Genomic DNA, 21,859 nt, shown 5'->3' on the forward strand with positions numbered 1-21,859 from the left:
ATATCAGGTGTCTACCAAACAGGGGTCAGGTCCACCCAGACCCCGGAAATCCGTCTACAAGCCACCACCTAAAACGGTAGAAATCAACAACGGCAAACCCCTAGCGCCCGAGACATCGAGCGCGTAAAGTAACAACCACGTCAAACAGGGGGATGTTCACAACTCAAAGGCAGGCGCCGATCGAGGGCAAAGGGACCAAAGTAAGAGGACCAAACTAGAAGGACCACCAAGCGAGCCTTTCCACATCCCCGGCCGGCTGGTTACTTATAGGCCGAGAAGCCCGTAATCTTCTTGCCCATGATGAGGGACTGCACAGTGTCGGTGCCCTCGTAAGTGTGCATGGCCTCGATGTCCGCGAAATGGCGAGCAATATCATTTTCCAGCAAAATGCCGACACCACCGAGCATGTCACGGGCGTCGGCGGCGATGCGGCGAGCAGCGCGGGTGTTGTGGAGCTTCGCCGCCGAAGCCTGTTCCGGTGCCAACGTGCCAGCATCCTCGCGCTGGGAGACCTCGCGGCAGGTCAGCATCATCTGGCTCAAATCGAGCACCATATTGGCCAAGCGCTGCTGAATAATCTGCGCCTTCGCCAACTCCCGACCAAATTGCACTCGCTCCAGCACATACGAGCGGGCAATCTCGTAGCAGGCCACCGCGGAGCCAAGCGCCATCCAGGACACACCAATGCGAGTCGCAGTCAGAACACGCGACACATCCTTGAAGCTGCGGCAGCCCGGAAGCTGGTTGGCGGCGGGAATGCGGCAATCAGTCAAGATGATGTGCGCCTGGTGGATGGCGCGCAGGGAAAGCTTTCCCTCAATGACAGTCGCCGAGTAGCCCTCCGTCTCCTGCGGCACGATGAAGCCACCCACGTTGCCATCCTCCATGCGCGCATAGATGATCGTGATGCCGCCGGAAGCGCCGTTGCCGATCCACTTCTTTTCGCCGTTGAGAACCCACTCATCGCCGTCACGCACCGCGGTGGTCTCCAAAGCGATGGAATCCGAACCGTGCGCGGGCTCGGTCAACCCGAAGGCACCCAACAAAGAGCAAGCAGCCATCTGCGGCAAGTACGAAGCCTGCTGTTCCGGAGAACCAAGCATCGAAATTGAGCGCATGGCCAGCCCCGCCTGCACCGCAATCACCGTGCCCATCGAAGCATCGGCACGCGTGACTTCCATGAGCGTCAAGCCAGCGCCAAGCGTGGACATCTGTTCATGGCCTTCCACCGAAAGCCCATCGGTCATCACGTCCAGCTCCCCCAGACGCTGAACCAAGTCCAGCGGATACTCCGCGGCCTGCCAGTGCCGGTTAATCACCGGGTAGGAGTAGTCGCGGAACTGCGCCGCGCGCTTCCACCCCGCAGCATCGGCCTCAGAAAGGCTGTCAAAGACACCCAGGAAATCAGTGGTGGACTCGAAGAGGTTGTGGGACATGGTCAATTCTCCAACTAACAGGCAATACGAATGGCGATTAGCGTTAATTGTGACCTGACTCTCCCCAGGCTGTCAAGTGTCTCATCACAACGCGCGGCACAGCCGGGATTCGGAACGATAACCAGACTTCAGGGCCAGTATCTCCCCCAGCCAACCTTCACCCTGCCCCCGCAGGTATACTAACCGCCATTAGCTCATTGAGGAGGACGCCCGCCATGGCCAACCAGAGACGCCGCGACCAAATCGCCGCCGCCGCACTCGACCTCTTTGACCAGCGCGGTTACCACGCCACCGGCATGGAGGACATCGCCAAAGCCGTCGGCATGCGCGCCTCCAGCCTGTACAACCACTTCTCCTCCAAGCAAGAGCTCCTCGCCGAAGTCACCATCACCGCCATGGAGGACCTCCTGCGCGCCAACGCCGCTTGCCTCGCCGGGCTGAACGATCCCCGCGACAAGCTCGTCGCCACCATGAAAGCCCACGTCATCTACCACGCCACCCACGCCCGGCGCGTCCGCGTGGTCAACAACGAGCTCACCAACCTCGAAGAACCCCACAAATCCGTCGTCCTGCAGCTGCGCCGCGACTATGTCGCGCGCTGGATGGCCGTGGTCAACGAGGGCGACTTCCACGCGGAAAACCTCAAAATCGCCTGCTGGGCGCTCATCGACATGGGCATCGGCGTCGCCCAATGGTTTAGCCCCGACGGTGATTACACCGCCGAGGCTTTAGGTGACATGTACGGCCAGTTCGCCCTGCGCCAACTTACCTAAGAGCTTGCCTAAGGCGCGCAGCCAATCTGCTGCTCTTCCTCACGTCCATCCGGGTACTGCACGCGCACGCGGGAGTAGACCTCGGCGTGGTAGCCGCACGCCACGCGCTTGTCGACGACCACTTTGACGCGATCCTCACTGAATTTGCCCTCCGCACAATTGGGGTCGCAGTCGTTCTCAATGGCCACGCCCTCCGCCTCCGCGGAGTCGGCTCCCCAGCGCTGCCAGTCCAGCTCATTGACCAAGTAGTTGTTATCCGCACAGGCCAGCGAGATGCGGTCCGGGCCCTCCAATCCCGTCACGGACACGCAGTCCAAGATCGCGGTGGCATCGATGGTGGTTTCTACGTCTGGCCCCACCAGGCCTACTACGCGTACCAGCTGACCAGTGGCGGGCAGGACGGAGAAGCTGACCTGGTCGGCATCGCGAATCACGGTAACCAGCTGGTCTTCGCCCTCCCCTTCAACAGTGCCGACCTCATTGCCCTCCGCGTCCGCCAGCATGTCATAGGCAATCTTCTGCTGCTCGCTACTTAGTCCCGGCTGGAGCAGCAGCTCCAACGCACCGAGGGCGTGGTTCGGGAAGGAATCCGCCAGCTTCTCCAACCCGGCGCGGTCGGTCGCAACAACGAGGTCTTCCGGGTTGATGGAAGGCTGCGGGTCGAAGCCCGGGACCTCTCCTTGCGAGGAAACCTCCACGGCACCGCCGGCATCCACCGCATATTCGGTGATCGCGGTGGCATCGCCAAGCGTGTCAACGCGCTTCATGTATTCCTTCGCGGTCACGCCTTTATCCACGGCATCAGGCTGGGTGGCAGCAGCTTCGCCGGCCTGCGTCAGGATTTCCGCGGCCGAGGCCACGGGCTCCGAGTTATTGAGCAGCGGGAAGGCACCGCCGATGAGCGCGAGCACCGCGACGGAGGCCGCCGCAATAGTCCACGTGGGACGGCCCTTCGTGATCTTTGCGAGGGTGTCTTCGGAGCGGGCGAGGGAGGCGTCGTCAAGCGCTGTGTCAGGAACTGGGTTGGCGGCGCGGAGCATATCGAGAGAGTTAGGCATCGGTTTCTCCTGTGAGTTCGGAAAGGTGGGTGCGTGCGCGGTGCAGGCGAACGCGCACGTTATTGCGGGAAATGCCGAGAACCTCGGCGATATCGGGATGGTCGAGCCCCTCCCAAGCGTGGAGGGTGAGGATCTCGCGCTCTGCGTGCGGCAGCTGCATCAGCGCGCGAGTGATATCGAGGTTGGCATCGACAGCGTCATAGCCGGCGTAGGATTCCAGCTCATGATCGTCGAGGTTCTCCGTCTCCCGGCGGGTGCGGTAGAACTCGCGCATCACGTTGCGGGCGATGCCATAAAGCCACGGCAACGGCGTGCCGCGTAAGGAGTCGAAGCCAGCCCACGCTCGCTCAAACACATCAGCCGCCAGCTCTTCCGCGTGACTCGGTGGGACGCGGCGGCGCAAATAGGCCAGCACCGCCGGGTAATGCTCGCGAAACAGGCGGGAGAATTCCCGCTTACGCGAACCAGGCAAGGTAAGGACAGACACTAAATAACTCCATATTGTTTGTGGGCTCACTGAGTATGTTGCATCAGATGCCCCAGCGTTACAGGCAAGCGGTTAAATGGTTTACTAAAGGGGATGGAACCACTTGAGCTCTCCGCCCTGACGGGCACGCAGTCGCGCACCTACGGCACGCGCAAGATCACCAAGGACATGATCTCAGCACCCGTGCACGTGGCTATTGCACTGTGGGATGAGCGCTGGGATTCCGCCGAGAACGGCACTGTCGACGGCTGGGTCATCGCCGTCAACACCACGAAGACGCGCTTCGTGCGCAAGGGCCAGATTAAGAAGGGCGACATCGTTGAGGTAGCCGTCCGCGAATTGGAGAAGGCCACGAAGAATATCCGGGGCCGCAAGTGGATTGTCACTGGCCGACGGCAAGCGGCACTGCGCGCCGCCTTGGAGGAACGCGGCTATGCCGTGACGGGGAGTTTTGCGGAGGAGAATAGGGCGTCGAAAAGCGCCAGCTCCGTGCGGCGCAAGCAGGCCGGGATCACCGCGCGCCGCGCGAAGAAGGAAGGCGAGGCCCCGCGCAAGAAGCAGGTCGTAAAGGTAGAAACGCCGAAGGCGCACTGGTGGCCGAACTTCTCGACGGCCTCCTCCTGGCCCGAAGGCGCCACCGTGCGCATCGCCACGGATGCCTCCTCGGACACGGTGTTCAAGGGATCCATGTGCTTCGTAGCCAGCAATGGTGACTACCGGTTGCGCACGCGCAAGACGACGGCCAGCACCGATGAGCTTGAGCTCGAATCCTTGACCCTGGCACTGAAGTACCTGCTCAAGGTCGGCGCAACCAAGGCGATCATCGAGTCAGATTCCGTCGCCGCATTAGAAGCGGTGGAACAGATTCGGCAGAAGGGTTCGAAGGCAATGCGCTCGCGTGGCGTGTGGAGAGGGCTGTCTTCGGGCTCGCGCTCGCGCTTCCAGCAAGCATGGCATGACGTGGAGGGAGTCTGCGAAGTGACCATTCGCCGCGTGATGGGGCATGCGGGTGACCCGCTGAACCGGGCGGCGGACCAGATTGCGTACATGGGCCTGCGCGCGATTGCGCATCCGATGAAGCAATCACGCGCCACGCTGAAAGAGGGCATCAGGAAGACGTTGGCCAAGCTCTAATTCGGGGTTCGGCGCACTGGTGGCCTAGGGTAAATCGCATGAGCAATCCCTTTGACTCCAATCCTTTCGAGGAGCCGGCCAAGCCATTCAACGGCCGTGGGGCTAATCCCTTCGCGGAACCTGCGCGCGAATCCTACGCGGCGCCTTCTGCGAATCCTTCCGTAGAGCCTTATGCGGATCCCGTCGCGGCACCTTTTGCTGAGCCTGAGCGCGCATACGCCCCGGCGCCGCAAACGGATTATTCCCTTGAGCAGCACTCGACGGGCGGCACGATCCACAGCTTCTCCCTGTTCAAAGGGCTTTTGAGTCTGTTCTCGGTCCTCATAGGTTTCTCCGGAATTACTGACGGCGATGTGGCCATGGGCATCGGCTTCGCTTTACCCGGCGCCTGGTACTTCCTCAAGTCACTACAGCAGAAGGCCAACCCAACCACGCCGCAAAAGCGCCACTGGTTTGTCATTTGGCTCATCGCCATCGTGCTCATGTTCTTCGGCGCCTAAGCCACAGGCCGCCACCGCGCAACCACCCGCCGCCACACGATGCGCAGCAGCGAATGAGGAGTTGCCACCACCTCACGCAGGTAGTTCCACAGACGGTCTTTCCGCGGGGTGCGCACGCCGTGCATGTGAACGCGGATCCCCAGGTGCCAGGCCCACATCCGGGTGCGCAGCACGTGGAAATCATTGGTTACGACGCGGAAATAGTCATAGTCCGGGCACAGCGCGTGGGCGCGCTCGAGGTTCTCGTTGGTACTGGTAGCCAGCGGCTCCACACGAATCCGCTCTGAGTCCGCACCCCGCTCGATGAGGTAGCGCGCCATTGGTTCCGCCTCCCCGAGACCGGATACGATGATCGGCTCCTCCGGCAGCACGCGCGCCAGCACCACCGCGCGGTCCAAGCGGCTGCGCAGCAGCGAGCCGGGCTCGCCGCCCTCCACGCGCGCGCCCAACACCAGAAGCGGAAACTGCATGCCCGCTAGCTTAGCGTGCATACTAGTCAGCATGAGCATGTGCGTAGTCGGTTCCATCAACGCTGACCTCGTGGTCCACACCGCGCGGCACCCGCAACCGGGCGAAACCCTCTTGGGGCACGGCGGCACCATCACCGCGGGCGGCAAAGGAGCGAACCAGGCGGTCGCTGCCGCTCGGCTTGGTGCCAAGGTCAGCTTCGTCGGCGCGGTGGGCAGCGATGCCTATGCCGCGCCCGCGATGCACTACTTGCAGGCCAGCGGCGTGGACCTCTCGCACGTCGAGGCCAGCGAAGAGGTGACGGGCCTGGCGGTCATTACCGTGGATAAGCAGGGCGAAAACACCATTATCGTGGTACCGGGGGCCAATGCGCTTGTCGACGATTCCTTCGTCACCCCCCACTCCTCCCCTATCACCGAATCGGAGCTGGTTCTGCTCCAAGGCGAGGTTCCGGCGGAGGGTTTTGCCAAGGCTATTGAGCTAGCGACGGGGCGGGTCGTGGTCAACCTCGCGCCGGTCATCGAGGTTGAAACGGAAGCTCTCCTGCGTGCTAATCCGCTGCTGGCCAACGAGCACGAAGCCGGGCTCATCCTAGAGCAACTGGGCCTTAGCGGCGAGGGCGCGCCGGAGGAGCTGGCGCGGCGCCTCACGGAGGCCGGCTTTGCCTCGGTGGTCCTCACGCTGGGTGCACGGGGAGCCCTCGTGGCCGAAGGGGCTGAGCTTGTCGACGTCCCCTCCCCGCAGGTCACCGCCGTCGATACGACCGGCGCGGGCGATGCCTTCGCCGGCGCGCTATGCGCGAGACTACTCCACGGCGACGACCTCGTGGAGGCCGCCACCTATGCCGCTCGAGTCGGGGCTTACGCCGTCACTGGAGAAGGCGCGCAGGCGTCCTACCCCGATCTCGGGAGCAAGCTCCCCAGCTAATTACTCCCCGAGGAGCTGGGAGCGCAGGTTCTCGTCCTTCTTCTCCACCTCGGCGGCCATGTTCTCTTGGTAAGCCTCCATCTTGTCCACCAGTGTCGGGTCACCCGCGGAGAGGATGCGCACGGCAAGCAGGCCGGCATTCTTCGCTCCGCCGATGGAGACGGTGGCTACCGGCACGCCGCCCGGCATCTGCACGATGGAGAGCAGCGAATCGAGTCCGTCGAGATCCTTCAGCGCACGCGGAATGCCGATGACCGGCAGTGGCGTGGCCGCGGCGACCATGCCCGGCAGGTGAGCCGCGCCACCGGCGCAGGCGATGATGGCCTTGAGGCCGCGCTCGTGCGCGGACTTGGCATAAGCCAGCATCTTCTCCGGGGTGCGGTGCGCGCTAACGACACCCACTTCAAAGGGCACACCGAACTCGGCGAGCACCTCTGCGGCGGGCTTGACGGTGGGCCAATCGGAATCGGATCCCATGATCAGGCCGACGAGTGGTTCCATAAAAACTCTCCTTATTAAATAGGTTTCAAGCTCGCTGCGGGCTTAAGCCCACTGCGCGTGGACGAGAAAGTGGGCGGCATCGTGGGCGATGCGGCGGGTTTCCTCCACGTCCTCACCGACAACGTTGACGTGGCCAATCTTGCGGCCCGGCTTGTGGTCCTTGCCATAGAGGTGGATCTTCGCCTGGGGGTAACGCTCCATGACTTCACGGACGCGCTGCGGCATGGGCATCTGCGGATCCTCCTCGGCACCCAGCACATTGGCCATGACCGTAATCGGCGCCAACGGCGCGGTGGAGCCGAGCGGCAAGTCCAGCACGGCGCGCAGATGTTGCTCGAATTGCGAGGTCACGCAGCCATCCTGGGTCCAGTGGCCGGTGTTGTGGGGGCGCATGGCTAGCTCGTTGACTGCGATATCCTCCTCCACGCATACTCCCGGGGCACCCGAGGCGGACGCAATGATGGAGCCGGCGTCTTGCTTCGTTGCGAAGGCGAAGAGCTCCACCGCCAGCACGCCCGTAACGCCCAGCTCGGTGGCCACCTTAATGCCTACCTGCATGGCGCGCTCTGCCAGCTCTGGGGACAGGTTCGGGTCAGGAGCAAAAGCCTCGGCGCAGATGCCGTCCCGCTGCACGGATTCGGTGACCGGCCAAGCCTTCACCTCACCGGAGGGGCGGCGGGCGACGAGCACGGACAGCTCGCGGGTAAGAGCAACTTTTTCCTCTGCCATAAGTGGGGTGCCTGCTGCGAGAAGTTCTTCTACCAGCGGCTCCAGCTCCTCCGCGGACGGGAACCACACGCCATGGCCGTCGTAGCCGCCGCGGCGGGCTTTGAGGCACACGTGATCGTCAACAAGCGCGGCGAAGTCCCGTGCATCCTCCACCGATTCGATGGCGGCAAAGCGCGGCACTGGGGCGCCCAGCTCGGCCAGTTTCTGGCGCATGAGCAGCTTGTCCTGCGCGTAGAGGAGAGCGGAAGGCTGGGGCTGGACGTTGAGGCCGTCGGCGATGAGCGCCTGCACGTGCTCGGTGGGAACGTGCTCGTGCTCAAAGGTGATTGCATCCGCGCCTTCTGCGGCGGCGGTGAGCACGTCGAGATCGTGGTAGTCACCGAGCACCACGTCCGGAATCACCTGTGCGGCGGACTTGTCTGGCGCGGAGGCCAGCACGCGCAGGTGGATATCGAGCTCCGCGGCGGCCGGCTGCATCATGCGTGCAAGCTGGCCGTCTCCATAAACAGTAACGAGGGGTTTGTGTTGTTCACTCACTCTTTCAATACTAGCCTTGGGGCCATGATCATCCGGCATACCATCTTTCAGAACTCCCTCATGACCGCGCTGTTGGATGGCATTTACGACGGCGAAATGACCATCGGCGAGCTCTTGGGCAAGGGCAATTTCGGCATTGGTACCTTCGATGCGCTGGACGGAGAGATGATTATCCTCGACGGGGTGTGCTACCAGCTGCGCGGCGATGGTACCGCAACGGTCGCTGACCTAGACCAGGGCACGCCCTTTGCGGTGGCGACGAACTTCGTCCCCCGTATTAAGGTGGCCGCGCCCAAGGGCCTGAGGCGCGAGGAGCTTTCGGCATTCATCGATGAGGTAGAACCTTCCGCTAACTTCATGTACGCGGTGCGCATCTCTGGGCGGTTCAGCAACGTGGTTACCCGCACGGTGGTCAAGCAGAGCAAGCCCTACCCGCCGATGGCCCAAGCGGTGGGCGGCGATAAGGAGCTGCGCTTTGACGACGTCGAGGGTATCATCGGCGGTTTCCGCACGCCGGTCTTTGAAAAAGGAATTTCCGTTCCCGGATGCCACGTGCACTTCATCGACGCTGCGCGTACCTCCGGCGGGCACGTGTTGGACTACACGGTGGATGAGGCCACCATTGAGCTCTGCCCCGGAACGGACCTCGATCTGCGTCTGCCGCTGACCCACGAGTTCCGCTCCGCCAACCTGGCCCCTGATGACTTGGACCAGCAGCTACACACGACGGAGATTAAGGACTAACCCCACACCGGTTGCTCGTTGAGGATGTCCTCAACGCGCTTGGCCTTGGGGATGGAGGGGAAATACATCGGCTTGTCATAGCCGTGAAGTGCCAGCGAGATCCCACCGCGGCGGCGGCGGGCACCACGGATATCGGTGAGTGGGATCGAATCAACGCGTTTGCCTTCGCGGGCGATGACGCGCAGGTTGGTCACGATGAAGCGTTTGCGGCGGGCTTTGATGAGGGGAAGGACAAAGCGCCAGACGGCAAGCAAGGCCCATATAGCTACTAAGCCATTGCGAAGCGCCAGGTCAATGCCGTTATAGTCACACCAGCCGATGGCGATCCAGCACACCCCGGTAATCACGACGAGCTCTAGAAAAGGAAAGAGCAGCGTGCGAAACGGGGCGGTCATGTCCGCGCGAACAACCTCGCCGCGGCCCATCTGCATGAGGTTCATGGGGCTCATGGTACCTACTGCCCCGGAAACACCGTTCTTTGCCGAGGCCTCCCCTGCCCACAGCAGGCTCTGGGGCGCTTTAGCGCCGAGCGGAGCCCCACGCATGGCATCTCACAGAAGGCATTAGTCAAAAGGTGTCTTTGGGGTCAAAGACACCTTTTGCGGGCCTGTAGATGGCGTTTTCAGGGGCAAAGACGCCTTTTGACTAATGCCATGTGATAAATGCCTTTTGGCAGATGCCATGTGGAAAGCATCTTAGTTGAGTGCCCTAGTTGAGTGCAGCACCTTCTATGGTGCTTCACCGGTAGATACCAAAATGCAACGCAGCGCGGACGGCTAATTATCAGCGGGACGCAGGTGGATAACATCACCCGCGGAGTAGTACTCGCCGCCGACGTTGATGCGGCCGTCGTCAGCCACGCCCTCGACGGTGCCAATGACGTCGCCGGTCGGGGCTTCGAGGCGGACTTCCTGCCCGATGGAAGAACAGACCTTACGGTAATCAGCCATTAGCTGTGGGTCCTGCTGCTCCCACTGGGTAATGCGGCGACGCAGGTTCTTCAGCACGGTGACCGCCAGCTGCGTGCGGTCGGTCTCAAGGCCTTCGAGCGCGAGCGATGTCGCGGCCTCGATGGGCAGTTCCTCGCGGGTCAGGGTGACGTTGATGCCCATGCCCACGACCACGCGAGCTGAAGGCGGGTTCGCAGACTGCGTCTTGGGCGCGACCTCGGCCTTGTTGATCTCGGCCTTATTAACTTCAGCCTTGTTGATCTCAGCCTTGTTCACCTCGGCCTTGTTGATTTCAGCCTTGGAAACTTCCGTCTTCGGAGCAGATTTGAAGGCCTCGCCCACCGGGCCGGCTTCGGCGAGTATGCCGCACAGTTTCTTGCCATCAATCTGCACGTCATTCGGCCACTTGAGTACTGCTTTCTCCACCGAGTCAGTCACCGCCAAGCCGGCGGCCAAGGGCAGGGTGCCAAGGTGATCAAGCGAATCCGGGAGAATCAGCACGGAAAAGATAAGCTGCGCCCCCGCCGGGCTCGCCCACTGGCGACCCAAACGGCCCTTGCCGGCAACCTGTTCGTTGGCCAGCAGTACGGTGCCATCAGCCACCTTCTCCGCCTGCATGAGATCGGTATTGGTGGAGCCAGTGGACTCGGTGTAATCGATAACAGCGAAGTCGCCGCCCAGCGCCTCGCGAATTCGGTCCATATCAAGTGCAGTCATGCACCCTAGGTTACCCGCCGAGCAGTGGCCTTCTAGAAGTAACTAAAAGTAATCCGGGTTGGCCAGAATTGTGCGAGCGGTGGCATCGTCAAGACAGGTAGTCAGCACCGCCTGGGGCAACGCGTGAGTAACCTGCTCAGGTGTCACGGTGATCTGCCGCGTATCCGCCAAGAAAGAAACAGTATCCCCAATCAATTTGTCATAGTCCGCGCGGTCTTGCGCCCCGAGGCTATCCGGCTTTCCTTCAGTTACCAGCACATAGCGGGTTGCTGGGGTGACCCACTCACAGACCCACTCGCCATATTCCTGCAATTCCGAGTCCGAGACCTCCAGCCCCATCCCTTTCATGCTGGCGCGCATGGTGGAGCGATCTACACGGCCATTGTCCACCAACTGTGAACGGACTTCAGATGCGTCGACAGTATCGGCAAAAATAGCGCGGAACACGGTATCGCGCTGCGCCTCTGCAGCCGAGGTGGTCGGCGATGTCGCGGACTCCTTCGAGGGCATCGTCGGGGAAGGCTCTTCCGAAGAAGATTTGGTAGTGGAGGTCGATGACTCCGTAGTGGTCTCTGAAGATGCCGAAGACGCATCAACGGTCCCAATAGAAACGGTTGTCAGTGGCGCAAAGGACTCAGTGGATTCCGTACTGGAGCAACCGACCAAGAGCAGCGCGAGGAGAGGGGCGAACTTCTTCATAGCGAATTCCAGCCTAATGCACCTGCCGCCAGGTGCTAGTGTGAATCCATGGCAAAGGTCACTTTTGAGAACGTCGGCATCACCTATCCCCGTGCCGAGAAACCCACGGTCAAAGACCTCAACATCGAGATTGCGGATGGCGAGTTTCTAGTCCTCGTCGGCCCGTCCGGCTGCGGTAAGTCCACCACCTTGCGCGCCCTCGCGGGGCTGGAGCCGGTATCCAGCGGCCGCATCCTTATTGACGGCAAAGACGTCACGGGACTGGAGCCCGGCGAGCGCGATATCGCCATGGTCTTCCAGAACTACGCGCTCTACCCGCACCTCACCGTGGCCCAGAACATGGGGTTTGCCCTCAAGCTGGCCAAGAAGCCCAAGGCTGAAATCACAGCCAAAGTAGAGGAAGCCGCGAAGACCCTTGGGCTCACGGAGTACCTGCAGCGCAAGCCCAAAGACCTCTCCGGTGGTCAGCGCCAGCGCGTGGCCATGGGCCGCGCCATCGTGCGCGAGCCGAAGGCCTTCCTCATGGATGAACCCCTGTCCAACCTCGACGCCAAGCTGCGCGTACAAACCCGTGCGGAGCTGGCCAGCCTCCAACAGCGCCTCGGCACCACCACTGTCTACGTCACTCACGACCAGGTGGAGGCCATGACCATGGGAGATCGCGTCGCCGTGCTCAAGGACGGTGAATTGCAGCAGGTCGCGCCACCGCGCGAGCTGTACGACGCTCCTGCTAACGAATTCGTCGCCGGCTTCATTGGCTCCCCTGCGATGAACATCTTCGACTACAACGGCGGACGCGTCGGCGTACGCCCAGAGAAGATGTTCATTAACAAGGGGCCGATTGGCTTCCAGGGCACGGTGGAGTTCGTGGAAGAGCTGGGCTCCGAATCCTTCGTCTACGTCATGGTGGGCGAGCAGCGCTTCGTGGCTCGCGCGAGCGACGACGTTCCGCAACGCGGTGAGAACGTCGTGCTGACCTTTAACCCCCGCGAGGCACACCGCTTCGATCCGGAGACCGGCCAGCGCATCGAAACTTAAGCAGCAACACAAACAGGGGTGATTTCACCCCCGCTTGGAGTGAATTAAAAGCCAAAACCACGTGCGATGTGGGGATGATCCCCTATTTTGTAGTCATCAGAAGTTTTCCGAAAGGTGAATATTCAATGAAGAAGCCGTTTCTCCCCAGCTCGCTGCGTTCCGTCCGCCGCGGCGTTGTCGTCACCACCGCTGCCCTCGCACTGACCTTGGCAGGTTGCTCGTCGAGCGACGAGGGATCGTCGTCAAGCACTGGCTCCGATGCCTCCTCGACTGATGGTGACGGCCGCGGCCCCATCACCTTTGCCATGGGCAAGAACGATACCGACAAGATCACGCCCATCATCGAGGCATGGAACGCCGAGCACCCGGACGAGAAGGTCGAGCTCAAGGAGCTCGCCGGCGAGGCCGACGCTCAGCGCGAGACCCTCGTACAATCCCTGCAGGCGGGCAACTCCGACTACGACGTCATGGCGCTGGACGTGGTCTGGACCGCGGACTTCGCCGCTAACCAGTGGCTGGCACCGTTGACCGGTGACCTCGAGGTGGATACCTCCGGGCTGCTGGAGCCCACCGTGGAATCCGCCACCTACAACGACACCCTCTACGCGCTGCCGCAGAACACCAACGGCCAGCTGCTCTTCCGCAACACCGAGTTGGCGGAGAAGGCTCCGGAGAAGTTCGAGGACATCGCTTCTGCCTGCGAAGCTATTAAGGATGATGCTTCCTGCCTCACCACTCAGCTCAAGCAGTACGAAGGCCTGACCGTCAACACCGCCGGCTTCATCGAGGGCTGGGGCGGCTCCATCTTGGATGACGAGGGCAACGTCGCCGTTGACTCCGACGAGGCCAAGGAAGGCCTACAGGCGCTTGTCGACGCCTACGAGGACGGCACCATCTCCAAGGACTCCACCGCCACAACGGAGGAGGAGACCAACTTGGCCTTCACCGAGGGCAAGACCGCTTTTGCCATCAACTGGCCGTACATGTACACCAATGCCGAAGAGGCTGGCGTGAAGTTTGAGGTCCAGCCGCTGGTGGGTAAGGACGGCGTCGGTGTCTCCACCCTCGGTGGCTACAACAACGGCATCAACATCAACTCCGAGCACAAGGCTACGGCCTTGGACTTCATGAAGTTCATCATCAACGAGGAGAACCAGAAGTCCTTCGCCGAGGCTTCCTTCCCGCCGGTACTGGCCTCCATCTACGACGATGAGTCCCTCGTCGAGGAGTTCCCGTACCTTCCGGCTCTCAAGGAGTCCCTGGAGAACGCCGCTCCGCGTCCGGTCTCCCCGTTCTACACCGCCATCTCCAAGGCCGTGCAGGATAACGCCTACGCGGCTCTGACCGCTGACAAGTCCGTCGATGACGCAACGAAGGACATGAAGGCAGCCATCGAGGCAGCCTCCCAGGGTTAATCCTCCCAGCGTGAAATGGGGGCGCGAGTAAGTCCACGCGACTTGCCCGCGCCTCCTTCTTTGATCTGGCTTCGTTCTAATGAATGTCTCAGCCACCCGCTATGATTTTCCCCAACCCCCGATAACCCCCTCTCCCATAAATCAGAAAGGCAGGCACCGCATGGCTGGAGCACCGGCTACCGCGCAGCCCCGCAGACAGTATCTGCGCGTCGCTGCGCTCATCGCACCGGCGCTGATAGCGCTGGCCGTGGTCATCGGCTATCCCATCGTGCGCGCTGTGATGTTGTCCTTCCAGGGCAACAAGCGGCTTAACCCGACTACGGGTGTATTCGAGGAAGGCGCATTCGCAGGCCTCGAGAACTACCTGTACTGGATCACCAATCGCTGTATGTCTGCCACCGGCCAGGCCACCGCGTGCCCGGACGGCATCATTGCCACTGATTTCTGGCCCGCGCTCAAGATCACGCTCTTCTTCACCGTGGTCACGGTGACCCTGGAAACGATTTTGGGCATGTTCATGGCGCTGGTGATGAACGGTGAGTACCGCGGACGCGGTCTCGTGCGCGCGGCGGTGTTGGTCCCCTGGGCCATTCCCACCGCAGTCACTGCGAAGCTGTGGCAGTTCATGTTCGCGCCGGACGGCATCGTCAACGCGCTCATCGGCTCACGCATTGCGTGGACCACGGACCCGTTTTATGCCCGCCTCGCGGTCATCATCGCCGACGTGTGGAAGACAGCCCCGTTCATGGCGCTGCTCATCCTGGCGGGCCTGCAGATGATTCCACGCGATGTCTATGACGCGGCCCGCGTGGACGGCGCCTCGCGCATCCAAACCTTCTTCACTATTACCCTGCCGCTGGTGCGGCCAGCGCTCATGGTGGCCATCCTCTTCCGCACGCTGGACGCACTGCGCATGTACGACCTGCCGGTCATCATGATCTCGGCCTCCTCCAACTCGCCGACGGCCACCATCTCCCAGCTCGTCGTGGAGGACATGCGTCAGGGCCACTTCAACTCGGCCTCCGCGCTGTCCACGCTCATCTTCCTGCTTATCTTCACCGTCGCGTTCATCTTGGTGCGCTTCCTCGGCGCTGATGTCTCCGGTACTGCTCGCCAGAAGAAGGAGAAGAAGTCATGAAAAAGCTTGGCCACTACCTCGGCATCCTCTTCATCATGTTCTGGGGGCTCGCGCCCTTCTACTGGATGGTTGTCACCGCCTTGCGGCACAAGTCCCATACCTTCGATACCACCCCGTGGCCCACTCACATGACCTTAGATAACTTCCGGGATGCACTGGCCACAGACAAGGGCAATGACTTTCTCAATGCCTTGGGCAATTCCTTGATCATCTCTCTGGTCACGACCGCTGTGGCGGTCCTCATCGGCGTGTTCACCGCCTATGCGCTGGCGCGCTATGACTTCCCGGGCAAAGGTATTGTCACCGGCATCATCCTGGCCGCCTCGATGTTCCCGGCCATCGCGTTGGTGACCCCGCTTTTCCAGCTCTTTGGCAACCTCGAGTGGATTGGCACCTACCGCGCGATGATCATTCCGAATATCTCCTTCGCGCTGCCCCTAACTGTCTATACGCTGCTGAGCTTCTTCCGTCAGCTGCCCTGGGAGCTAGAGGAGGCTGCCCGCGTGGACGGCGCTTCCCGCGGTCAAGCTTTCCGCCTCGTACTCCTGCCCTTGGCCGCGCCCGCGCTGTTTACCACCGCCATCATCGCTTTCATCACAACGTGGAACGAGTTCATGCTGGCCAAGCAGCTATCCACCACTGCTACTGAGCCGGTGACCGTGGCTATCGCGCGCTTCTCGGGCCCCTCGGCCTTCGAGTACCCCTACGCCGCCACCATGGCCGCAGGCGCGCTGGTGACGGTTCCGCTCATCATCATGGTGCTCATCTTCCAGCACCGCATCGTCGCCGGCCTCACCGCCGGAGGTGTCAAGGCCTAATGCGCCGCGAACTGCTGTGGGACACCGCGCTGGGATTCGTTGGCTTCTTTGCCTTCCTGGCGCTGGTGCAAGCAGTCCTCAATCTTTTTCACCCCTCCCCCGCCATCTGGCCGGGGCTCCTCGCGGGCGCGCTGTGCCTGGCGGAGTATCTGCTGTGGCGGGCCAAACGGAAGGATCTCCGATGACCTGGCACGATAACGCCATTTTCTACCAGGCCCTCGTGGGCTCGTACAAAGACACCCACGGCGAAGGCGTTGGCACGCTGCGCGGAGTTATTGAGAAGCTGGATTACCTCAAGTGGCTCGGCGTGGATTGCTTGTGGCTCTCCCCGTTCTATGCCTCCCCGCTGCGCGATGACGGATATGACATCGCCGACTACTACTCCATCCACCCTGATTACGGCACGATGGAGGACTTTGACGAGCTCGTTGCCGAGCTCCATGCTCGCGGCATGCGGCTCATGACGGATTTGGCTTTCAACCACACCTCCACCGATCATCCGTGGTTCCAAGCCTCGCGCACCGATCCGGAAGGCCCTTACGGCGACTATTACGTGTGGGGCGATGATCCCCTGCGCTACCCGGAGATCCGCATCATCTTCACCGATACGGAGACCTCGAATTGGGCGTGGGACCCGGAGCGCAAGCAGTACTACTTCCACCGCTTCTACTCGCACCAACCGGACCTGAACTACGACAACCCGAAGGTCCACGAAGAAGTATTCAAGATTCTTTCCTTCTGGCTGGATAAGGGCGTAGACGGCTTCCGCCTCGATGCCATCGCCTACCTGTACGAGCGTGATGGGGTGGGCGGCGAGTCTCTGCCGGAGACCGTCGACTTTGTGGAGAAGGTCCGCGCCTTCATCGACGAGAATTACCCCGAGGCCATCATGATCGCGGAGGCTAACCAGCCGCCCGAAGAAACCATGGAGTTTTATGGCACGGGCAATCGCTTCCACATGGTGTTCAACTTCCCTGTGATGCCGCGGCTCTACCAAGCCCTCGCACTGGGGGACGCCACACCGGTCTACGACATCATGGCGGAACTTCCAGAGCTTCCCCAGGGCTGCCAGTGGGGCACCTTCCTGCGCAATCATGACGAGCTGACGCTGGAGATGGTCGACGAGGATCAACGCGCCATCATGTACGAGCACTACCTGCCAGATGATCAAATGCGCGCGCACGTAGGCATCGCGCGACGCCTTGCTCCACTTTTGGGCAATGATTACCGCAAGATTGAGCTTTTTTATTCACTACTTATGACTCTGCCGGGTGCGCCCTTCCTGTATTACGGCGATGAGATTGGTATGAACGATGCCCCCGAGTTGCCTGACCGCGATGCCGTGCGCACACCCATGCAGTGGGAGCCCGGCGAGGGCGCAGGGTTCAGCACCTCCGCCCAGACGCGCCGACCCATCGTCGGTGGTGTTGGGGTTTCGGTGGAAGAGCAGCTTGCCGACGACTCCTCGCTCCTCCACCGCCTCCGCGGCCTGATCCAGCAGCGTAAGGCGCATCCGGAACTCGGCACCGCACCTTTCGAGGCCGTGGAGACCGGCCATGCGGGCGTGCTGGGGTACCAGCGCGGTGAGTTGTTGTGCCTGCACAACTTCACGGATCGGGCCGTTGACCTGGGCCCTGTAGAGCTTGGTCCGTATGGATACGCCTGGCTCCCAGTTGAAAACTAAGCGGCGCTTTGTTTCTCACCTCACATTTCGCACTAGGTTAACTAAAAGTTAACTCGCCGTGAACGAAATGTAGCTTTTCGGGAAATCTACCTATATAGTTGGTTCAACCCCATGATGCGGACAGCCGCATCATTACGACAAGAAATAGAGAGGTGAGCCAAATGAATACCCTGACCGGATTCCTTTCCGCCATCACTAACGAATTCAAGAGTGCCACCGGAATCAACCTTGACACGGTGCACCCGGCGCCGCTGGTGTCACACATCGCTGAAGATCTGCTCAAGCACGGCCTCGTCCCAGCCACCCGCACCGACATCGAAGAGTCCTACGCGGCGCTGACCAACTCCTTTCCCAGTGAAGAGGATCTCACAGAGGTTGAACTCTTCCTTTACAACCTCGGCTGGCTAGCCGACGCTCCAGATAAAGCCGCTTAATCCACGTCACAACTAGCCCCTCTTGTGCCCTGCCACAAGAGGGGCTATAGTTTCACATATCGGCTATCAGGCCTGTTACTCGCAAGAGGCAAGAACCTGAAGCGGAATCCCCCTTTAACGAAAGGGACTTCAGCTTCATTGCTCTCGCGAGTCTTTTTCGTTTTGGGACTTTTCGAAAGCCTAAGAACGAAAGTGAGGACATCATGACCGCTCCGGTACGTGATTATCCAAAGCTTGCCCACGACATCATCACTCTGGTCGGCGGGCCATCTAACATCACAGGAATTGCTCGGTGCGCCACTCGCCTGCGCCTTGTCCTGAAAAGCACTCCCGAAGACGCCCACACCAAGATTGAGAATCTGCCCGGCGTCATCACAACGGTCGAGAAGGGAGGGCAATTCCAAATCGTCATCGGCAACCGCGTGGGCGAGGTTTACGAAGCTGCCATTGATCAGCTAGGAATCGATCCTAATGAACAGCAAATTGATGACGAGGACAATAAACCCACCCTCATGAACCGCATCATCGCTATGATGTCGGCGGTCTTTGCCCCCTTCATTTACGTACTCGCCGCAGCGGGCCTTATCCAAGGTGCGCTCATCCTCATCACTGCCGCCTGGCCGGAGTTTGGTGAGACGGGTACATATGAGATCTTCTCACTCATGAGCTGGGCGCCTTTTACTTTCCTGCCCATCCTCATCGCGATTACCGCCTCGCAATTCTTCAAGACGAACACATTCATCTCTGTCGCCGCTGTTGGTGCTCTCGTCGCCCCGCAGATGGCCGACATTGCCTCACGCGTGGCCGAGGGCGAACACATTTCGCTTTTCGGTTTTGGATTGAGCGAGACCACATACACCTCAACTGTGCTCCCACCCCTTTTCGTCGTGTGGGGATTGTCTTACCTCGAAAGGTTCTTCCGGAAGCACCTACCTGAGGTCATCACGCAGCTGTTTACCCCACTGTTCTGTCTCATCATCGCCGTGCCACTCACTGTTCTGATCATTGGCCCTCTGTCCAACCAAGGCGCGATTCTCATTGCAGACGGTTTCAACTGGTTGGTCGATGTTGCTCCCCCTGTAGCTGCAGCCATGGTAGGTGGTTTCTGGCAGGTAATCGTCATCTTTGGTGTGCACTGGGGCGTGACCCCAATGGTCCTGGCGAACTTTGAACAGTATGGCTCAGACCCCTTCCAGGCCTTCCAGACCGCTGCGGTGATTGCTCAGGTTGGAGCGGCCTTCGGAGTCTTCCTCAAGTCTCGCAGCCCTGAAATGAAGAAGGTCGCCGCATCCGCTTCTCTGACCGGCGTCTTCGGCATCACTGAACCCGCTATTTATGGCGTTACGCTCCGTTTAAAGAAACCCTTCATTGTAGGCTGTGTCGCGGGTGCTGCAGGCGCAATCGTGGTTTCCCTCTTTGGTTCCCTGCAATACGTCTATGCAGGACTACCTGGCGTGCTCACCATCATGAATGCCTACGAACCGGGAACCAACTCGCTCATGGGTGAGATTATTGGCTGCACCGTAGCATTCTTCGGAGCCGCCATCGGCGTCTACCTTGTTGGCTTCACGGATGTGCTCGCCGAGGCCCCTGCCGAAGCAACTGACAGTTCTCCCGACTCCGACGCCGCATCCGCTGAATATCACAGTCAACTCTCCCAAAAAGAGACCGTCTTCCACATCTCGAGCCCGGTGACCGGTACAGTTCTCGCCCTTAACGAGGTGGACGATCCGGTCTTCGCAAAGGGAACCATGGGAGACGGCGTGGCCGTAGAACCTACCGACAACAAGGTTTACGCGCCCTTCGATGGCACGGTTGCGACTGTCCTTCCATCCAAACACGCTGTAGGGATCATTTCAGATGACGGCGTTGAAGTGTTGGTCCACATCGGCCTAGACACGGTCGCGCTCAAGGGAAAGCCTTTCACCAGTCACGTTACGAAGGGACAGCGCGTCGAAGAAGGAGACTTATTGGTTGAATTTGATGCTCAATCGATTACCCAAGCCGGCTATTCACTCACTACGCCAGTAATCATCACGAATACGAAGAAGTTCGCTGATGTCATCATCCATCCATCAACCCGTACCACTCATGGAAACGAGCTCATGGCCGTTGAAGCCAAGGCCTCGAACCAGACTCAAGTAGAAGGAGCCAAGTAAATGACCACGTCACTCAATCCGGATTTCCTCTGGGGCGGCGCTGTTGCTGCACACCAATTCGAAGGCGGCTGGAACAAGGGCGGTAAAGGCCCCTCCGTCGTCGACGTCCTCACTGCTGGTGCCCACGGAGTTCCTCGCCGTGTCACCGAAACCGTCGAAGCCAACGAGTTCTACCCCAACCACGAAGCAATCGATTTCTACGGTCGCTTCCGTGAGGACATCAAGCTCTTCGCTGAAATGGGACTCAAATGCTTCCGCACGTCAATTGCCTGGTCCAGGATTTTCCCGCAGGGCGATGAGCTGGAGCCCAATGAAGAAGGACTCAGGTTCTATGACGAGGTCTTCGACGAGCTTCTGAAGCACGGTATCGAACCAGTCATCACATTGAGCCACTTCGAGATTCCCCTTCACCTTGCTCGTGAATACGGCGGTTTCCGCAACCGCAAGCTGGTGGAATTTTTCGAGCGCTTCGCACGGGTATGCTTCGAGCGCTACCACAAGAAGGTCAAGTACTGGATGACCTTCAATGAGATCAACAACCAAATGAACGTGGATAACCCGCTGTTCCTATGGACCAACTCGGGCGTGACCATCGCCGAAGGTGAAAACCCCCAGCAGGTGCTGTACCAGACCGCGCACAACTGCCTGCTCGCCTCTGCACGTGCCGTAGCAGTGGGACACGAAATCAATCCCGACCTACAGATCGGCGCCATGGTTGCCATGGTCCCGATTTACCCCTACAGCTGCAATCCCTCAGACATCATGGCCGCAGAAATTGCTAGCCGCGATCGTTACTTCTTCCCCGATGTGCAAATCCGTGGCTCTTACCCAGCCTATGCTCTGAAGAAATTTGAGCGAGAGGGAATTGATCCAGGCTTCCAAGACGGCGACGAGGAAATTCTCCGCAACGGCACTGTCGACTACCTCGGTTTCTCCTACTACATGTCCAACACCGTTAAGCACGATGCAGTGGCCGACGCTGGTTCCTCGGTTAACGGCGGATTACCCAACTCAGTAGATAATCCGTATATCCAGTCCTCCGACTGGGGCTGGCCAATCGACCCACAAGGTTTGCGCTACTCCCTCAATTCCCTCTACAACCGCTATCAAAAGCCGCTTTTTATCGTAGAAAACGGCTTCGGCGCGGTCGATAACTTAGAAGCCGATGGTTCCATCCACGATGAGGCCCGCATCGACTATCTGCGAAACCACATCGCGGCAGTAAAGGAGGCCGTCCTTGAAGACGGCGTCGATCTCTTGGGCTACACCCCCTGGGGAATCATCGACCTGGTTTCCTTCACCACCGGTGAAATGAAGAAGCGTTACGGGATGATTCACGTCGACCGTGACAATGAGGGAAATGGCACGATGGAGCGCTCAAAGAAGGATTCTTTCGAGTGGTACCAGAACGTCATTGCTTCCAACGGAGCTGAGATCTAACATTCTGGCCTTCTAAGACAGGGCACGGTCACGTACGACTGAATCTTTCAAGTCTGCGTTTCCGTGCCCTGTA

23 protein-coding genes are annotated in these 21,859 nt (G+C 60.3%); 14 read left to right on the forward strand and 9 right to left on the reverse strand.

Features of this window, described 5'->3' with window-relative positions; genetic code table 11:
* Positions 1-260 precede the first annotated feature (260 nt).
* Positions 261-1,436: an acyl-CoA dehydrogenase family protein gene (locus HMPREF2978_RS10520; RefSeq protein WP_070745466.1), complete on the reverse strand. Its 1,176-nt coding sequence runs from the start codon at positions 1,434-1,436 to the stop codon at positions 261-263.
* 215 nt (positions 1,437-1,651) lie between these two features.
* On the opposite strand from HMPREF2978_RS10520, the gene HMPREF2978_RS10525 reads away from it, so the two are divergent.
* Complete coding sequence (locus tag HMPREF2978_RS10525; RefSeq protein WP_070624315.1) at positions 1,652-2,209, forward strand: TetR/AcrR family transcriptional regulator; 558 nt, start codon at positions 1,652-1,654, stop codon at positions 2,207-2,209.
* 8 nt (positions 2,210-2,217) lie between these two features.
* Here HMPREF2978_RS10525 and HMPREF2978_RS10530 read toward each other — a convergent pair whose 3' ends face one another.
* Positions 2,218-3,267, reverse strand: a complete 1,050-nt coding sequence (locus tag HMPREF2978_RS10530) for a hypothetical protein (RefSeq protein WP_070745469.1) — start codon at positions 3,265-3,267, stop codon at positions 2,218-2,220.
* Complete coding sequence (locus HMPREF2978_RS10535; protein ID WP_010189329.1) at positions 3,260-3,754, reverse strand: RNA polymerase sigma factor; 495 nt, start codon at positions 3,752-3,754, stop codon at positions 3,260-3,262. Before HMPREF2978_RS10535 ends, HMPREF2978_RS10530 begins: the two co-directional genes overlap by 8 nt.
* 93 nt (positions 3,755-3,847) lie before the next feature.
* On the opposite strand from HMPREF2978_RS10535, the gene HMPREF2978_RS10540 reads away from it, so the two are divergent.
* Positions 3,848-4,888 carry an RNase H family protein gene (locus HMPREF2978_RS10540; protein ID WP_070745472.1) on the forward strand — a complete coding sequence of 347 codons (1,041 nt, stop codon included), beginning with the start codon at positions 3,848-3,850 and terminating at the stop codon, positions 4,886-4,888.
* Between the two features lie 38 nt (positions 4,889-4,926).
* Positions 4,927-5,388: a hypothetical protein gene (locus tag HMPREF2978_RS10545; RefSeq protein WP_070745475.1), complete on the forward strand. Its 462-nt coding sequence runs from the start codon at positions 4,927-4,929 to the stop codon at positions 5,386-5,388.
* Here HMPREF2978_RS10545 and HMPREF2978_RS10550 read toward each other — a convergent pair.
* Positions 5,385-5,858, reverse strand: a complete 474-nt coding sequence (locus tag HMPREF2978_RS10550) for a YdcF family protein (RefSeq protein WP_070745638.1) — start codon at positions 5,856-5,858, stop codon at positions 5,385-5,387. The genes HMPREF2978_RS10545 and HMPREF2978_RS10550 overlap by 4 nt on opposite strands.
* Positions 5,859-5,889: 31 nt before the next feature.
* Between HMPREF2978_RS10550 and HMPREF2978_RS10555 the strand changes: the two genes are divergently transcribed.
* Positions 5,890-6,783 carry a ribokinase gene (locus HMPREF2978_RS10555; RefSeq protein ID WP_070745478.1) on the forward strand — a complete coding sequence of 298 codons (894 nt, stop codon included), beginning with the start codon at positions 5,890-5,892 and terminating at the stop codon, positions 6,781-6,783.
* Here the strand turns inward: HMPREF2978_RS10555 and purE are convergent, their stop codons facing one another.
* Complete coding sequence (gene purE, locus HMPREF2978_RS10560) at positions 6,784-7,284, reverse strand: 5-(carboxyamino)imidazole ribonucleotide mutase (protein ID WP_070745480.1); 501 nt, start codon at positions 7,282-7,284, stop codon at positions 6,784-6,786.
* 42 nt (positions 7,285-7,326) lie between these two features.
* A complete protein-coding gene (locus tag HMPREF2978_RS10565) occupies positions 7,327-8,589 on the reverse strand; it encodes a 5-(carboxyamino)imidazole ribonucleotide synthase (RefSeq protein WP_070745482.1) in 1,263 nt (420 codons plus the stop codon).
* Here HMPREF2978_RS10565 and budA point away from each other — a divergent pair.
* Entirely contained in the window at positions 8,575-9,294 is a 720-nt protein-coding gene (gene budA, locus HMPREF2978_RS10570; RefSeq protein WP_070745484.1) for an acetolactate decarboxylase, read from the forward strand. The genes HMPREF2978_RS10565 and budA overlap by 15 nt on opposite strands.
* On the opposite strand, the gene HMPREF2978_RS10575 is transcribed toward budA, so the two are convergent.
* The 3 genes from HMPREF2978_RS10575 to HMPREF2978_RS10585 all read right to left on the reverse strand — a co-directional run bounded on the left by HMPREF2978_RS10575 (position 9,291) and on the right by HMPREF2978_RS10585 (position 11,660).
* On the reverse strand, positions 9,291-9,734 hold the full coding sequence (locus tag HMPREF2978_RS10575) for a hypothetical protein (RefSeq protein WP_070521601.1): 444 nt from the start codon (positions 9,732-9,734) through the stop codon (positions 9,291-9,293). The two genes, budA and HMPREF2978_RS10575, sit on opposite strands and share 4 nt — an antisense overlap.
* Positions 9,735-10,070: 336 nt before the next feature.
* Positions 10,071-10,961: a biotin--[acetyl-CoA-carboxylase] ligase gene (locus HMPREF2978_RS10580; protein ID WP_070624309.1), complete on the reverse strand. Its 891-nt coding sequence runs from the start codon at positions 10,959-10,961 to the stop codon at positions 10,071-10,073.
* Positions 10,962-11,003: 42 nt separating this feature from the next.
* Positions 11,004-11,660, reverse strand: a complete 657-nt coding sequence (locus tag HMPREF2978_RS10585; RefSeq protein WP_246818527.1) for a hypothetical protein — start codon at positions 11,658-11,660, stop codon at positions 11,004-11,006.
* 48 nt (positions 11,661-11,708) lie between these two features.
* Between HMPREF2978_RS10585 and HMPREF2978_RS10590 the strand changes: the two genes are divergently transcribed.
* The 9 genes from HMPREF2978_RS10590 (at position 11,709) to HMPREF2978_RS10630 (ending at position 21,786) form a co-directional block, all read left to right on the forward strand.
* Complete coding sequence (locus tag HMPREF2978_RS10590; RefSeq protein WP_070528117.1) at positions 11,709-12,698, forward strand: ABC transporter ATP-binding protein; 990 nt, start codon at positions 11,709-11,711, stop codon at positions 12,696-12,698.
* A gap of 125 nt (positions 12,699-12,823) precedes the next feature.
* Positions 12,824-14,113 carry an ABC transporter substrate-binding protein gene (locus tag HMPREF2978_RS10595; protein WP_070528114.1) on the forward strand — a complete coding sequence of 430 codons (1,290 nt, stop codon included), beginning with the start codon at positions 12,824-12,826 and terminating at the stop codon, positions 14,111-14,113.
* Between the two features lie 160 nt (positions 14,114-14,273).
* Complete coding sequence (locus HMPREF2978_RS10600) at positions 14,274-15,251, forward strand: carbohydrate ABC transporter permease (protein ID WP_070745486.1); 978 nt, start codon at positions 14,274-14,276, stop codon at positions 15,249-15,251.
* Entirely contained in the window at positions 15,248-16,069 is an 822-nt protein-coding gene (locus HMPREF2978_RS10605; protein WP_070745488.1) for a carbohydrate ABC transporter permease, read from the forward strand. Before HMPREF2978_RS10600 ends, HMPREF2978_RS10605 begins: the two co-directional genes overlap by 4 nt.
* A complete protein-coding gene (locus HMPREF2978_RS10610; RefSeq protein WP_070528110.1) occupies positions 16,069-16,254 on the forward strand; it encodes a hypothetical protein in 186 nt (61 codons plus the stop codon). The genes HMPREF2978_RS10605 and HMPREF2978_RS10610 overlap by 1 nt, the downstream gene beginning before the upstream one ends.
* Positions 16,251-17,753, forward strand: coding sequence for a maltose alpha-D-glucosyltransferase (gene treS / locus HMPREF2978_RS10615; RefSeq protein ID WP_070745490.1), 1,503 nt, complete (start codon positions 16,251-16,253; stop codon positions 17,751-17,753). Before HMPREF2978_RS10610 ends, treS begins: the two co-directional genes overlap by 4 nt.
* A gap of 161 nt (positions 17,754-17,914) precedes the next feature.
* Complete coding sequence (locus HMPREF2978_RS10620) at positions 17,915-18,187, forward strand: hypothetical protein (protein WP_070745492.1); 273 nt, start codon at positions 17,915-17,917, stop codon at positions 18,185-18,187.
* A gap of 203 nt (positions 18,188-18,390) precedes the next feature.
* Positions 18,391-20,346, forward strand: a complete 1,956-nt coding sequence (locus tag HMPREF2978_RS10625) for a beta-glucoside-specific PTS transporter subunit IIABC (RefSeq protein ID WP_070745494.1) — start codon at positions 18,391-18,393, stop codon at positions 20,344-20,346.
* The gene (locus HMPREF2978_RS10630) at positions 20,347-21,786 is read left to right on the forward strand and encodes a 6-phospho-beta-glucosidase (protein ID WP_070745496.1); all 1,440 of its coding nucleotides are present in this window, start codon (positions 20,347-20,349) and stop codon (positions 21,784-21,786) included.
* Positions 21,787-21,859: the final 73 nt, after the last annotated feature.

The sequence above is a fragment of the Corynebacterium sp. HMSC074C01 genome, from assembly GCF_001814605.1.
GTDB lineage: Bacteria > Actinomycetota > Actinomycetes > Mycobacteriales > Mycobacteriaceae > Corynebacterium.